General features: G+C 42.5%; 13 protein-coding genes. 11 read left to right on the top strand and 2 right to left on the bottom strand.

All coding sequences use genetic code 11. The features are described 5' to 3' along the window. Positions 1–58: 58 nt before the first annotated feature. The 4 genes from H6G83_RS21030 to folE all read left to right on the top strand — a co-directional run bounded on the left by H6G83_RS21030 (position 59) and on the right by folE (position 4,242). The gene (locus H6G83_RS21030) at positions 59–1,078 is read left to right on the top strand and encodes a long-chain acyl-[acyl-carrier-protein] reductase (RefSeq protein WP_190475898.1); all 1,020 of its coding nucleotides are present in this window, start codon (positions 59–61) and stop codon (positions 1,076–1,078) included. Positions 1,079–1,247: 169 nt separating this feature from the next. Beyond that, positions 1,248–2,231 (top strand): acetyl-CoA carboxylase carboxyltransferase subunit alpha, encoded by a 984-nt coding sequence (locus H6G83_RS21025; RefSeq protein ID WP_190475896.1) that lies wholly within the window; start codon positions 1,248–1,250, stop codon positions 2,229–2,231. A gap of 479 nt (positions 2,232–2,710) precedes the next feature. Then, positions 2,711–3,436 (top strand): SDR family oxidoreductase, encoded by a 726-nt coding sequence (locus tag H6G83_RS21020; RefSeq protein ID WP_190475894.1) that lies wholly within the window; start codon positions 2,711–2,713, stop codon positions 3,434–3,436. A 92-nt stretch (positions 3,437–3,528) separates the two neighbouring features. Beyond that, entirely contained in the window at positions 3,529–4,242 is a 714-nt protein-coding gene (gene folE / locus H6G83_RS21015) for a GTP cyclohydrolase I FolE (RefSeq protein WP_190475892.1), read from the top strand. Positions 4,243–4,316: 74 nt separating this feature from the next. Here folE and H6G83_RS21010 read toward each other — a convergent pair whose 3' ends face one another. Further along, a complete protein-coding gene (locus H6G83_RS21010; protein ID WP_190475891.1) occupies positions 4,317–4,955 on the bottom strand; it encodes a phosphoribosylanthranilate isomerase in 639 nt (212 codons plus the stop codon). Between the two features lie 123 nt (positions 4,956–5,078). Here H6G83_RS21010 and psaK point away from each other — a divergent pair, with 123 nt between their 5' ends. Next, a complete protein-coding gene (gene psaK, locus H6G83_RS21005; RefSeq protein ID WP_199328534.1) occupies positions 5,079–5,336 on the top strand; it encodes a photosystem I reaction center subunit PsaK in 258 nt (85 codons plus the stop codon). Positions 5,337–6,579: 1,243 nt separating this feature from the next. Continuing rightward, positions 6,580–7,149, top strand: a complete 570-nt coding sequence (locus tag H6G83_RS21000) for an HdeD family acid-resistance protein (protein ID WP_190475889.1) — start codon at positions 6,580–6,582, stop codon at positions 7,147–7,149. 237 nt (positions 7,150–7,386) lie between these two features. Here the strand turns inward: H6G83_RS21000 and H6G83_RS20995 are convergent, their stop codons facing one another. Next, positions 7,387–7,926, bottom strand: a complete 540-nt coding sequence (locus H6G83_RS20995) for a phycobiliprotein lyase (protein WP_190475887.1) — start codon at positions 7,924–7,926, stop codon at positions 7,387–7,389. A gap of 486 nt (positions 7,927–8,412) precedes the next feature. On the opposite strand from H6G83_RS20995, the gene H6G83_RS20990 reads away from it, so the two are divergent. The 5 genes from H6G83_RS20990 to H6G83_RS20970 all read left to right on the top strand — a co-directional run bounded on the left by H6G83_RS20990 (position 8,413) and on the right by H6G83_RS20970 (position 14,923). Then, positions 8,413–9,831 (top strand): efflux RND transporter periplasmic adaptor subunit, encoded by a 1,419-nt coding sequence (locus H6G83_RS20990; protein WP_190475884.1) that lies wholly within the window; start codon positions 8,413–8,415, stop codon positions 9,829–9,831. A gap of 57 nt (positions 9,832–9,888) precedes the next feature. Further along, the gene (locus H6G83_RS20985) at positions 9,889–13,161 is read left to right on the top strand and encodes an efflux RND transporter permease subunit (RefSeq protein ID WP_190475882.1); all 3,273 of its coding nucleotides are present in this window, start codon (positions 9,889–9,891) and stop codon (positions 13,159–13,161) included. A gap of 305 nt (positions 13,162–13,466) precedes the next feature. Continuing rightward, a complete protein-coding gene (locus H6G83_RS20980; protein WP_190475880.1) occupies positions 13,467–14,186 on the top strand; it encodes a hypothetical protein in 720 nt (239 codons plus the stop codon). A 251-nt stretch (positions 14,187–14,437) separates the two neighbouring features. Next, positions 14,438–14,626, top strand: a complete 189-nt coding sequence (locus H6G83_RS20975; protein ID WP_190475878.1) for a type II toxin-antitoxin system HicB family antitoxin — start codon at positions 14,438–14,440, stop codon at positions 14,624–14,626. 84 nt (positions 14,627–14,710) lie between these two features. After that, positions 14,711–14,923: a type II toxin-antitoxin system VapB family antitoxin gene (locus H6G83_RS20970; protein WP_190475875.1), complete on the top strand. Its 213-nt coding sequence runs from the start codon at positions 14,711–14,713 to the stop codon at positions 14,921–14,923. Positions 14,924–14,987 lie beyond the last annotated feature (64 nt).

Here is a 14,987-nt window from a genome sequence, read left to right as displayed (position 1 = left end):
TTGATATTACTAACTGATTGTACGCATTCGCCAAGCCACACGCTTAATATATCATTCCATGTTTGGTCTAATTGGACATTTAACAAGTCTAGAACACGCTCAAGCGGTAGCTCAAGAACTGGGATACCCCGAATACGCCGACCAAGGGCTAGATTTTTGGTGCAGCGCCCCACCGCAGATAGTTGATCACATTAAAGTTACCAGCATTACTGGAGAGGTAATTGAAGGCAAGTATGTAGAGTCTTGCTTTTTACCGGAGATGCTAGCAACTCGCCGGATTAAAGCCGCAACCCGCAAAGTTCTCAATGCTATGGCTCATGCACAAAAGCATGGCATCAATATTACAGCCTTGGGTGGTTTCTCCTCCATCATCTTTGAAAACTTTAAATTGGAGCAGTTCAGCCAAGTCCGCAATGTTAAGTTAGAGTTTGAACGCTTCACTACAGGCAACACTCACACAGCCTATATTATTTGTCGGCAGGTAGAACAAGCATCAAAACAACTCGGCATAGAACTTTCCCAAGCAACAGTCGCCATATGTGGCGCTACTGGTGACATTGGTAGCGCCGTTACTCGCTGGCTGGATGCCAAAACTGATGTCAAAGAACTGCTGTTAATCGCTCGGAACCAAGAACGTCTGCAAGAGTTGCAAGCCGAACTCGGACGCGGCAAAATTATGAGCTTAGATGAAGCGCTGCCTCAAGCTGATATTGTAGTCTGGGTAGCCAGTATGCCTAAAGGTGTGGAAATCGATCCTACAGTTTTGAAGCAGCCTTGTCTTCTCATTGATGGTGGCTATCCGAAAAATTTAGGGACAAAAATTCAGCATCCTGGCGTTTATGTGCTAAATGGTGGTATTGTAGAACATTCGCTGGATATTGACTGGAAAATTATGCAAATAGTCAATATGGATGTGCCGGCACGCCAGTTATTTGCTTGTTTTGCGGAATCTATGCTCTTAGAATTTGAGAAGTTGTACACGAACTTTTCTTGGGGGCGTAATCAGATTACCGTAGACAAAATGGAGCAGATTGGTCAAGCATCAGTAAAACATGGGTTTAGACCACTGCTAGTCTAGGTACTGGGAAAAGAGAGATGAGGAAGTGGGGGGAGTAGGGGGAGATAGGGAAGTAGAAAAAAATCAATAGTTACTTTGTCTCCCTCTTCTCCTTCATCCCCCTCATCTCCCTCACCTCCCTCATCTCCCTCATCCCTAATACCCGATCTCTAATACCTCATCCCTAACTATGGCTACAACTGAGCGTAAACCACTACTGTTGGATTTTGAAAAGCCACTAGCAGAACTGGCAAACCGAATTGATCAAATTCGGCAATTGGCAGAGGAAAATGGCGTAGATGTGTCTGGGGAAATTCGCAAGCTAGAAACACGCGCTATGCAGTTGCGTGAGGAAATTTTTAGCACCCTATCCCCAGCCCAACGACTACAAGTAGCGCGTCATCCCCGTCGCCCTAGCACTCTTGATTACATCCAAGCCATTAGTGATGAATGGATGGAGTTGCATGGCGATCGCTGTGGCGGTGATGATCCAGCTTTAATTGGTGGTGTGGCGCGGTTAAGCGGTCAACCTGTGGTGATGTTGGGTCATCAAAAAGGACGGGATACCAAAGATAATATAGCCCGCAATTTTGGCATGGCAACCCCTGGCGGCTATCGTAAAGCCATGCGGCTGATGGAACACGCCAATAAATTTAGGATGCCAATTTTAACATTTATCGATACCCCAGGCGCTCTACCCACAGTGGTAGCGGAACGGCAAGGAGCAGGGGAAGCGATCGCCTATAATCTCCGGGAGATGTTTTCCCTAGATGTGCCAATTATCTGCACCGTCATCGGTGAAGGTGGTTCTGGCGGTGCTTTGGGTATTGGTGTAGGCGATCGCCTCTTAATGTTTGAACACGCTGTTTATACCGTAGCTACCCCCGAAGCCTGCGCCGCAATTCTCTGGAAAGACGCTAGCAAAGCCCCCCAAGCAGCCGTCGCCTTAAAAATCGTCTCCCACGACCTCAAAAATTTAGGTATTATTGACCAAATTCTCCCTGAACCCATTGGTGGCGCTCATTCTGACCCCCTAACAGCCGCTACAACCCTAAAACAAGCTCTGTTAGATAATCTAGAAGAACTCAACCGCCTAACACCTCAAGAACGTCGCCAACTGCGTTACGATAAGTTCCGTAAAATAGGTGTGTTTGCAGAAGTTACTCATTCATAGGGAGATTGCTGATTGCTGAGTTCGTACCAAACACCTTTCCCGCCTGTCCCCTGTGTATATCTCTCTATTCTCTGCCCTAGTCAACTGTCAACAATCCCAAGGAAGAGAATTTCTTTTTAATAATTCCCCTAATTGACTTATTCTGGAAAAGCAGTGTTATAATTACCTGTGGTAACTTAAAGATTTTTAACAATCTTCTCAGCCACAGGTATTTATGTTTAAACAAGCCACCTAATGTAGATGCGTGGCAATGTCAAAGTATTTGCTAGTTAATTGTAATCATCTAGCTAGTTTCTAGACTAGCAAGTATCATTATTATGCAAAATAAAATTGGATAGAACGCTAATAATAACAAAAAATAATAGCATTTGTCAGGGAATATCATCGAAATTTAAGCTAAACTTAATCTTCTTGAGTCAAAAAATTTCGATAATTGGGTGGCAAGGGCTTGCAAAACTGCCTAAAGACTGGGAGAAAGCATGAGTTTGGAGCAGAAACGACGCGCTCTGATTACTGGGGCAAGCAGTGGAATTGGCAAAGCAACGGCATTAGTTTTTGCGAAAGCAGGAATAGATGTGGCGTTAGTGAGCCGTTCCCAAGAGAAATTGGCATCTGTAGTAGAGGCAACAAAACATACGGGAGTCGTAGCTAAAGCGTATAGTGTAGACTTAGCGGATGTATCACAAGTAGAGGACAAGATACAAGCGATCGCCACTGACTTTGGAGATATAGATATTCTCGTAAATTGTGCCGGAATAGCATATACGGGTAATTTAAGCCAAACGCCCTTAGCAGACTGGCAACAAGTAATTAACTTGAATCTGACCAGTGTTTTTGAGTGTATTAAAGGGATTTTGCCAAAAATGCGCGATCGGCATACAGGCATAATCATAAATGTGTCTTCGATTGCTGCAAAACAAGCTTTTCCTGGCTGGGGAGCCTATAGTGTGAGCAAAGCAGGATTAATGACACTCTCTCAAACCTTGGCACAAGAAGAACGTGTTCACGGCATTCGCGTCACTGCCATTTGTCCAGGTGCTGTTAATACTGAACTTTGGGACACAGAAACCGTAAATGCTGACTTTGACCGTTCTCAAATGCTTACCCCGGAAATTGTGGCGCAGTCAATTCTCCACACTGCCTTGTTACCACCACAAGCAGTAATTGATGAATTAACAATTATGCCCAGCGCTGGTGCGCTTTAATAAATTTTCCCTTGTTTACCTACAGTTATTTGTTGCTTACCCATAACAAATGACTAACTACCAACGACCAAACCATAACCAAGACTGACATCATGACTATCGCTAGTTCCAACGGTTCCAACGGTTCAAATCGCTTTCAATCACCCTTAATTCCCGACTTGGCAGAAGCCATCAACACCAGACCCGACCGCAACACCCACGATGGAAGGGAACCTGAACTGCATCCGCCTTCAGAAGAACACATGGAGCAAATGATGAATGCTGTCAGGTCAATATTAGTAGGCGTTGGCGAAGACCCAGAAAGAGAAGGTCTACTGAAAACACCGAAGCGCGTAGCAGAAGCAATGCGATTTCTGACTAGCGGCTATAACCAATCTCTGGAAGAATTACTGAACGGAGCCGTCTTTGATGAAGGTCATAACGAGATGGTACTAGTTCGTGATATCAACTTCTTTAGCTTGTGCGAACACCATATGTTACCCTTCATGGGCAGAGCGCACGTTGCCTATATCCCTAACCAGAAAGTAGTAGGACTAAGTAAATTAGCCCGGATTGTGGAAATGTATTCCCGCCGCTTGCAAGTACAAGAAAGGCTAACTCGCCAAATTGCCGAAGCAGTACAAACAATTTTGGAACCCCAGGGTGTTGCTGTGGTCATGGAAGCTAGTCATATGTGCATGGTGATGCGGGGTGTGCAGAAACCAGGCTCTTGGACTGTAACTAGTGCCATGTTAGGTGTATTCCAAGAAGAACACAAAACTAGAGAAGAGTTCTTTAACTTGGTTCGTCATCAAGCATCTTTCTAGTAGGTATTGGGTGTGTCAGTTAACAGTTATCAGTGAACAGTGAACATTACCTGATAACTGTTAACTGTTAACTGTTAACTGTTAACTGTTCGCCCTAGCCTCTCAAATAACAACGCCACCTTATCCAAATCTTTATCCCCTGGCTGGAGTTCGACACCGCTAGATAAATCAATTCCATCAGGGTTAACTTGGCTCAAAGCTTCTAAAACATTGTCTGGTGTGAGTCCTCCAGCTAGTAACCAAGGGCAACTGGGAGTAAATTGTTGTAACATCTGCCAATCTAAGGTTTGACCTGTACCGCCTAATTGTTGCGGATGGTAGGCATCAAGTAATAAGGTATCTATATATTTGGTGTAAATAATTGCTTGTTCTAGATGCTCAAGATTACGTACTCTCATGGCTTTAAGAATTTCTACTTGAGGTAAAGATTCACGTAATTGTTCACAAAATTCTGGGGTTTCGTCGCCATGTAACTGGACACCAGTTAACCCAGAATCAAGAACTGTTTGAGTAATTTCGGCAAGACTACTATTGGCAAAAACGCCAATCTTATCAATATTTTCTGGTAAAGGTGTCACGGCTGCCCTTATTTGTGCGGCGGTAACGTAACGAGGAGAGGATGGTACACAGATAAATCCTAGCGCTGTTGCGCCTAAAGAAGCGATCGCTACTGACTGTTGTGGTTGAGTGATACCGCAAATTTTCACACGCATAAGCATTTTCGATGTGATGAAATAAAAATGAATTTGGTTGAAAAAGTTCGTTGTGTCCTAACTAACTCTATAATTTTCTAGGTCTAGATTATCTTTGTCTTAGTAAATTTAGGAGACAAGAAATTGATTACATCAACCTTACTCGCAGCCGCTAGTGCAACCGTACCCACAACCCCCCAATGGTCGCCTACCGTAGCAATTATCATCAGTGCTAGCAGTGTGGTAGCGCTGTTGTTCGCTCTGCGAATCGAAAAGCCCCAAGTCGGCCCCAAATTTCCCGGACTACCCATAAGCATTCCCACCTTTATTGGTGCAATGGCTTTCGGTCATGTTCTTGGTGTTGGTATTGTCTTGGGACTGACTAATATTGGTCGTCTGTAAAATTTGCGATCGCCAAGACTGAATATCTCGGTCTTAACGGAATCAATCTTAAATCCAATTTCCGTTCTTTCTCCAGTCATGAGACTTGCGAACTTAGAACAGTTAGCTTTGACTTCATTACCTCAACTTGAGAAGCATAACAGAACTTGCTTGTGACAGAGGCTTCTACCGCTTCACCAAGAGGACTATTGAGTTTGCCGTTAACTGACAGCTAAATCCATTTTTTCATGCAGGAGAAAGAACCATACTCTCATCAATCCTACTTGCAGCTCAACCCACTGTAGCCAACACTGGTAAAACATAAAACTGATACTTGGGGTAGGGTGTGTCAGATGTGGAAAATCCTTGAATCTGTACGAAATTATTGGTACTGACGCACCCTAAAGTTATACCCCTACACCCTTGCTCAAACCCTTGATTTTTCGTTTTTATGCGTAAGTCCTAAATAATAATTATTATCGTAATTCCGAGGGTTAAAGACCCCTACGTCTGTACGTAGCAAATTTTCAGTTGGGGTTTAAATCCCCAACTGTTCGCGTAGCGTGCTGTAGGCAAAACGTCTTTAATGCGCGAATGCGTGAATTTTGAATTTTGAATTGTTAATAGTAATCCGTCTCAGTAAACCTTAAATTGTAGTGGCGTGGCAAGGCTAAAATAGTGCATTAGCGAAAAATCTATCATCTTGTTCATCTGCGTTCATCTGCGTAACCTTCGGGTTCGCGGTAGCGTTGCGTAGCAAAGGCTGCGCCAACATCTGCGTTCAATTTTCCCCAAACCTAATGCCACATTTTAGTCCAGTCGCGCTACTACTGGCGTGGCAAGGCTAAAATAGTGCAATAAGTTTCCTCTCTAACCTCTGTGTCTCTGTGCCTCTGTGGTTAATTAATGCAACATTTTAAGCTTGCCACGCCACTACTGGCATGACCGGACTAATTTTGTGCATTAGCCAACAATCTATCATCTTGTTCATCTGCGTGCATCTGCGTGCATCTGCGTTCGATTTTTCCCCATCTAATGCAACATTTTAGTCCGGTCGCGCCACTACTTAATATTTACTTTATAAATAGCCTCTAAATAATAATCATTATCTGACACACCCTACCCCAAGAGCCAGTTGCGTCAGTCCTGTATTTCCCAAAACTAAAATAATTGGCTAGAAGGCTTATATCTTAGGGGTCTGTCGAGATTTGCCAAAATTTTCTAGCCTTATCTTAGGTTCGCTAAAGCATAGGGGAATATTTGTATGACAAGCAACATTTCTAATGACATCAATAAAAATATCAATGGGTCGCTAGTAATTGGCGTTCTGTTGATTGTTTTAGGAATTATTGCGATCGCTATACCCACCGTTTCTACAATCTTCGCCGAAACTTGGTTTGCTTTGATCCTCATTTCGTCAGGATTCGCCAAATTAGTTTACGCTACTCAAACCCGTCAGCAAGGTGGTTTCCTTTGGAAACTCTTATTAAGTGGTCTTTACATCGCCACAGGTGTAATGTTATTTGTTTACCCCAGAACAGGTATTTTAACCCTCACCTTATTGTTGGGTAGCTTTTTATTAACAGAGGGTATATTCGAGCTAATTTTAGCCTTCCGCATCCGCCCTCAACAAAACTGGACTTGGGTTTTAGGCGACGGTATCATTACCTTAATCTTGGGTGCAATGGTTTGGTTCCAATGGCCTTTTAACGCACCTTGGTTGTTGGGAACATTAGTAGGTGTTAGCGTTCTCTTCACCGGAGTATCTCGCGTGATGCTGTCTTGGAATGCACGTACTGCACTTGATCAATCTGACTCCCCAACAAGTGCATAATTAGTTATTAGTCATTAGTCCATAGTAAAAATCAGTGGCTATGGACTATGGATTATGGACTATAGACTGTTGACTATTGACTATGGACTATGGACTATGGACTATGGACTATGGACTGTTGACTATGAACTGTTGACTATGGACTATGGACTATGGACTGTTGACTATGAACTGTTGACTATGGACTATGGACTGTTGACTATGGACTATGGACTATGGACTATGGACTATGGACTACTAAACTATTCTCTTTTCTAAATACTGACCTATCATTATCTGTTCACCTGCGCGAGAAATGATGGTCTGTCTTGTGCGGTATTTGCTACCTATTAACTTTAATTCTTCCTCAAATAATGAATCATTATATTCGGTTCGCAAATATAGAGTCTGGGTATTGGGAAAATTATACTTGGCGGTGACTGGTTTGGAGGTGGCAAAACCGCGATCGCGGTACAAGGTGTTTCCTAAAGCGCCAAATAGCGTTGAACCTTGCGACTCAGTTCTAGCTTTTAGAACATCTGTACTGATCCAATTGACTTCTGCACCACATACTAAAATCACTGACTCAGATAACTCATGTATCTGAGCCAGTTTTCGCAGTTCATCGCAGCCTTGTTCTAAAAATCGGATATTGATGATACTCTCCATCTCCTTGGTTTCTCCATCGGGGAGAGTATAGTAACGTCTTTCCGAACGCCACTGACCAACAGACTCTTGAAAGAAATGAATAATTTGGGACTCATCAGCCGTATGTACGAGTTTAAGCGTTGATGTCACTCTTAATTTTCCTCCTCTACATAAAATAATTGCTTCATTCAAATCATAGCTTGTAACAAAACACAATTTATCTTAAGATTTTTTAATATATTTAAGAATCACTCAAGATTTGCTGTGACATTTTTAGTATTTTTGCTAATATTTATGTATATTTAGATTTACTAAATATCTGTGTTTCACACTAAAAAATGAGAAACTAGTTTGAGTTTTTCTACTAACCTAAGTGGTAAAAACCAAGCCACCGAGAAAAACTCATACCAAATATATAGCTCACTCACATATCAAAGATTATTCTCACTTTCTATGCCAAAAGTAATAATTCTTCACCCAAAAAAGCAGGTTCAGAAAATGAATTTAGTCTTGAGCTTATTTTGCAGGCGGTACTGTACATAAAAAATCGCTAGGTAAAAAAGGCTGTTATTGTAACAACTTCGTCACAAAAGCGAACTATAAATGATTTTGAACAACAACATTAGAGCAAAAATCATGAAGCAGCAAACTTACCCAGCTATAACCTCTTTATTAACAAGCAAGGAAGAATTGGTCAAGGGAAATGCCCACAGACAAGCAGTGCCTAAGAGAGTATCTGCAAAATTTATCTTATTATTTACTGGTATGTTGAGTGTGGGAGTATTAACAACAAGTTGTGGCTCTCTACCCAAAGAAGCAGCCGAAGCTCAATCACAACAACGGGGTGGTAGAGAAAGAGGCGGCCCAGCAGCTGTAGATGTAGCGATCGCCAGTACAGATAGAATAGAGACACAACCAGAGTATACAGGTACAACCATCCCCTTCCGCACAGTATCATTGCGATCGCAAGTAGAAGGCAGACTATTATCCCTCAACACAGATGTAGGTCAAACCGTTAAACAAGGGCAAAACATCGGACGATTAGATGATGTATTACTAACTACAGAATTAAAGCGAGCAGAAGCCGAACTCGCCGCCCTCCAGTCGGAAGTAGCCAGAGCGACAACGCAAGTAAGTAATGCCCGCACTCAAGTAGAACGAGAAAGGCTACAAGTAGCACAAACCGAAGCCGATGCCAAACGCCAAGAGAGATTATTTAAAGAAGGAGCCATATCCGAACAAGCAGCCCAGCAAGCCCGCACCGAAGCCAACACAGCCGCCCAAGCATTACGTGCAGCCACAGAGCAAGTCCGCACAGAACAACAAGTCGTTGCTGCTGCTAAAGGTAGAGTATTTGCCCAACAAGCAGTAGTTGCCCAAACCAGAGAGCGCCGTTCCTATACCAGTCTCACCTCACCTATTACTGGTGTCGTCACCGAAAAAGCTACAGAACCGGGTAATCTCCTACAAGCAGGTGGAGAAGTTCTCAAAATTGCCGACTTGAGCCAAATTAAAGTAGTGGTGCAAGTTTCCGAATTAGAACTAGGACAAATTCGCCTTGGACAACCTGTACAAGTCCGCTTAGATGCCTTCCCCAACCAAACAATTAACGGTAAAGTCATCCGCATCTCCCCCGCCGCCGATGCTACAGCTCGTTTGATACCAGTAGAAGTAGTAATTCCCAACAGTCAACGCAACATAGGTAGCGGACTGCTAGCAAGGGTTAACTTTGCCAACCAAACACCAGAAAGAGTAGTAGTGTCACAAACAGCCATACAAACAGAAGGCAGAAATCAGCAATCATCCGCAACTACACAGCGACAATCACAACCTCAAAACGGCACATTATACGTAGTTACAGATAATCAAGGTAAACCCACAGTCACAGCTCGCGCCGTCACTTTAGGAAAAAGGGTTGATGGCAAAGTAGAAATTTTATCCGGCTTACAACCAGGAGAGCGCTATGTGGCGCGTAGTGGTAGACCATTAAAAAATGGTGAACCTGTACGCCTTTCGATTCTTTCCGAACGAACCCCACAGGGAAATTCAAAATAACCCGACGAACCTAATTCACGAATTACGAATTATTTTGAATTGGAGCGAACCGACCTAATGCAGCAAGTAAATAAAAATGGTGGATTTAGTCTCAGTGCTATATCAATTCGCCAACACATCGGCACACTGATGCTGGCACTGACGGTAGTTGTTGTGGGAATATTTTTTCTTACAAATATCCAAGTAGATTTATTGCCATCAATTACCTACCCCCGGATTGGTGTACGCTTAGAAGCACCGGGTATTTCACCGGAAGTAGCAATAGATGAAATTACCAGACCTCTAGAAGAAGCCTTATCAGCTACTGAGAACGTTGTCCAGGTCTTTTCTCGCACCCGTGAGGGACAGGTAAGTTTGGATTTATTCTTCCAGCCGGGAGGCGATATCGACCAAGCCCTCAATGATGCCACTGCTGCTTTTAACCGGGGTAGAGGACAGCTACCAGACACAATAGAAGAACCACGGATATTCAAATTCGACCCTTCCCAACAACCAATCTACGAATTAGCCCTAACTTCTACATCTTTGCAAGGTAAAGATTTACGAGTATTTGCGGATGAGGAATTATCCCGTGAACTCGGTGTTGTGCCTGGAGTCGCCGCAGTCGATGTCTCTGGTGCGGCGGAAGAAGAAGTTAGGGTACTGGTTGACTTAAATCGGTTACAAGCTTTGGGAATTGGCTTAAACGATGTACTTGTGCAATTACAAGCGCGAAACCAAGATGTGTCAGGTGGTAGGATTTTAGGACAAAATTCCGAACCACTAACTCGTACTTTTGGGCGCTTTCAAAACGCTAGTGAAATCGAAAACCTTTCCTTTGAAGTCGCTTCATCTCCCGCCACATCTTCGGCTAACTCTACTGTTCCCCCATCTTCCAGACGTGTATATCTGCGAGACTTTGCCGAAGTCAATGATGGTACAGAAGAACAAAGACTGTTTGTTTACCTCAACCGTCAGCCAGCAGTTAAAGTATCGATTCAAAAGCAACCTGATGCCAACACAATTACAGTAGTTGATGGAGTTAAACGGCGCATAGAAGAGTTACGCCAGTCTGGCTTAATTGCAGAAGATATGATTTTAACGCCAACTACAGATGAATCTCGCTTCATCCGTAATTCCCTCAATGATGTGATTTTTTCGGCTGTTTCTGGGGCATTGTTGGCAGCCGCAGCAGTATTGTTATTTTTAGGGTCGCTCAGACAAACGTTAATTATCAGTTTGGCAATCCCACTCTGTACTTTAGCAGCGATCGCCCTAATGAAGTTATTCGGCTTGACACTGAATGTCTTCAGTTTGGCAGGTTTGACGTTGGGAATTGGTCAAGCAATTGATACATCCGTAGTCATTTTAGAAAACATTGCCGAAAGAACAGGTATGACTCCCAACCAAAAAGAACGGGAGACATTAGCGGATGGAGAGGGACAAAGAAAACCCAATGCTAAATATTTTATTGAAACTGCGATCGCATCCTCTCAAGAAGTTGAATCTGCTTTAGTAGCTGCTACTGCGGCTAACTTAGTTTCTGTCGTACCCTTCCTATTAATTGGCGGTTTTATCGCCCTACTATTTAACGAACTGATTTTAACCATCAGCTTTGCCGTAGCCGCATCTCTAGTTGTCGCTGTTACCATAGTTCCCATGCTTTCTTCCCGACTCCTAGCCATTCCTTGGTCGAGTCGTGTCAGTGAATTTTGGCTACTGCGACAGTTCAATCACCGTTTTGAAGATGCCACAATCCTATATGGTCGGCTGTTAAGGCAAGTCCTACGCTACAGAATCATTGTCATTGCTGTTGCCTTAATCATTTTAGGTGGCGGTACTGTCTTTATGGCAGGTCAAGTGTCTCAAGAAATCTTACCTCGCATCAACACAGGACAAGCCAACCTCAGAGTCCAGTTTCCCCCAGGTACACCCTTGGAAACCTCCCAAAAAGTCATGCAGGCTGTGGATGAAGTCATCATCAAACAACCTGAGACTGACTATGCTTTCACAACTGTCGGGGGTTTTTTATTTGGTAGCAACACCACAGAAAACCCTTTAAGGGCGAATAGTACAATTTCTCTCAAACCAGGACAAGATGTCGAAGCTTACGTCCAAAAAGTCAATCAAGAGTTTAACAAGCTCAATCTCGCAGGAATCTTACTCCGCCTCAGCCCTGGACAAGTACGTGGTTTAATTTTGAGTAATACCCCAGCGCAAGGCTCAGAAATTGATGTCATCTTACAAGGTACAGATGAACAAAGCCTACAACAAGCAGGTAGACAAGTTCTGCAAGCCTTGGAAGAAAACGCCACATTAGCAAGATTTCGACCAGATGCTGACCCCCGTCAACCAGAAGTGCAAATTCGTCCCGACTGGGAAAGAGTTGCAGCTTTGGGACTAACAGCACAACAAATTGGTCAAACCATTCAAACTGCGATCGAAGGTTCAGTTCCTACGCAAATTCAACGGGGGAACCGCCTAGTCGATGTGCGAGTAGAGTTAAATCAAGAGTCTATCCAACGTACTTCCCAACTAGAACGGCTACCATTATTCACAGAAAATAACCAACTAGTCCGCCTCTTAGATGTAGCGCGGATCGAAGAAGGTCAAGCACCAGGAGAAATTCAGCGTATCAACCAGCGTCAAGTATTCATTATTGCCGGGAATCTCAGTGAGGGAGCCAGTCTTGGTGATGCTTTAGCACAAGTCAATCAGATAGTTCAAGGTTTAGAATTACCTGAAGGAGTGACATTTTTACCAAGTTCAGCCCAAGAAACTAATCAGCAACTGCAAGACTCTCTCAAAACCTTGGGTGCGTTGGCGACATTTTTAATCTTCGTCGTCATGGCTGTGCAGTACAATTCTCTGATTGACCCTTTGGTAATTATGTTTACAGTACCACTCGCACTAGCTGGGGGTCTTTTCGGTTTGTATATTACTCAAACAGCCATTGGTGCAACCGTTCTAGTTGGTGCAGTGTTGCTGGTGGGTATTGTAGTTAACGCCGGGATTTTGATGGTAGAACTAGCCAACCAAATTCGGGAAGAAGAAGGTTGTACCCGTCAAACCGCCATCCTCAAAGCCGCACCTCAACGCCTGCGTCCAATTATGATGACCACAGTCACTACAATTTTAGGACTGTTTCCTCTGGCATTGGGTATTGGCGAAGGTTCGGAATTTTTACAACCTTTAGGAATTGTCGTCTTTTTTGGGATGGCGATCGCAACTATGCTCACCTTATTTATTATCCCTTGCTTCTACACCTTTCTCCACGATGTACTAAGTGGAGGTTGGAGTCAGCCGAGGTTTACTTTCTGGCGTAGGTGGACGAAGAGATTTAAGTTTTAAGTGGTGGGGCGATCGTTTAGGTGCAAGACTGACTGTAGAATAACCCAACAGTATTCAGGTATTGTTGGGTTATTCTAATTTAACGTGATGAGAGTGCATGGATGAAGAGTGGCGATCATGTTGACATATGTATCAAAATTTGCTTTCATTGTTCTTAACACATTCTAATAATCTTGTGCCGTACTAACCGTTTCAAGTTTTTCTTGAGTTCGATAAGTTACCAGTCGCAAGTAAAAGAGATTTTGAATTAGCTAGATTTATTAAGTTAAAATATTACTTCACAGCTATCTCTCAATTTTCAAGCCATGTATGCAGAACAGAACTCAGGTGACTGGCTAGATTTGTTTTCGGGTGGAGTACCGACAGCCCCGTTTTTCTTTGATTATACCCTTAATGGGCTAGAGAAAGTTTATTTGAACCAATCAGAAAATACTAGCTCTCATATAAATGAATTATGTGTGATTGGTCTAGTATCCTATTTTGAAGCATTTTGCAAAGATCACTTTGCATCAATTATTAATATAGAGCCATCACTGCTTAATAACTTATCCAAAAATGGTCAGGATATCAGTATTGAACCCACAAAAGCACTTGAGTTAGGAACTGCACTGTTTTACAACATTGGCTTCCTTGTTGCTGAAAAATATGACTTTGGCACGGCACAAAAAATTAATGCGCTTTACAGAGCATTAATTATGATTTCTCCTTTTTCTAAAGATGAAATAAAAATCTATGACAATTTACTTAGAGATCGTAACCTGTTAGTTCATCATGGAGGAATTTATACATCTTCATACATTGCACAAAATCGTAATACACTTGCACCTGGTTTAACCCGTCCCTTTTTCAATTCGTTAGTTGTATCAAAAAGTTATGTAGAAGAAAAGTTTAATTTTATTAAAGAAATGGCAAGAAAGATTTTAACAGCTTCCCACACATCGCTCAATCAGTACCTTGCCGAAAATGCAATTCAGATTTCAGAGTGGAAACAAAAAGCTGTAAATTCTTTTTTGGAAGAACTATAAGTGTATTGTAATGTTGGATTAGCCAATTAACTATCCCTAATACCAAAGCTTTATCATGCTGAAGGGAACAATTGAGGAAATTCAGATATCTTTGGTGGGCATTGCCCACCCTACGTATATTTCAAAACTCAAAAATGAGTCCTATGTATGTTATCGGTGAGCATTCATAGTTAATTTTTTCATCGCTTGCTTTATCATGATGAAATAGGAGCATTATTTCAACTAAACCTAAATTACTGCTGACATTAGTTATGAAAAATCGTAGCTTTACAGTGATTATCTACAAAGAAGAGCATATGTATATAGCCGAGTGTCCAGAAGTCGGCACTGTGGATCAAGGAGAAACTATTGAACAGGCGATCGCAGGCGTAAAAGAGGCAACAAAACTTTATATTGAAGAATTTCCTCTATCAGAAGCGCCTCCCAAACATATCGTATAAATGAAAATTTGTATTGAATAATTCACTTCATAGACTTCTTGAAAATATGAAGAGTATAGTTATACTTAAACCCATAGTCATTCTATGCAAATTACAATTAACCTTGATGAATCGCTTCTTAAAGAAGCTTTACAACTTACCAACTTAAATACTCAAGAAGAACTAGTAAACCTGGCTGTGCAAGAACTAGTGCGATCGCGCCGCAAAAAAAATCTTCTTGACCTTGCTGGACAAATTCACTTTGCACCAGATTTTGACCACAAAGCCCTGCGTGAAAATCGTCATGCTGCTGATTGATACATCGGTTTGGATCAGCGTATTCCGCGATCGCAGCTATAAATGTTTGTAGTAAGGACTTTAG

This window comes from Anabaena azotica FACHB-119 (genome assembly GCF_014697625.1).
GTDB lineage: Bacteria > Cyanobacteriota > Cyanobacteriia > Cyanobacteriales > Nostocaceae > Trichormus > Trichormus azoticus_A.
The sequence above is the reverse complement of the archived record's forward strand: the minus strand, read 5'-3'. Positions and strand labels throughout refer to the sequence as shown.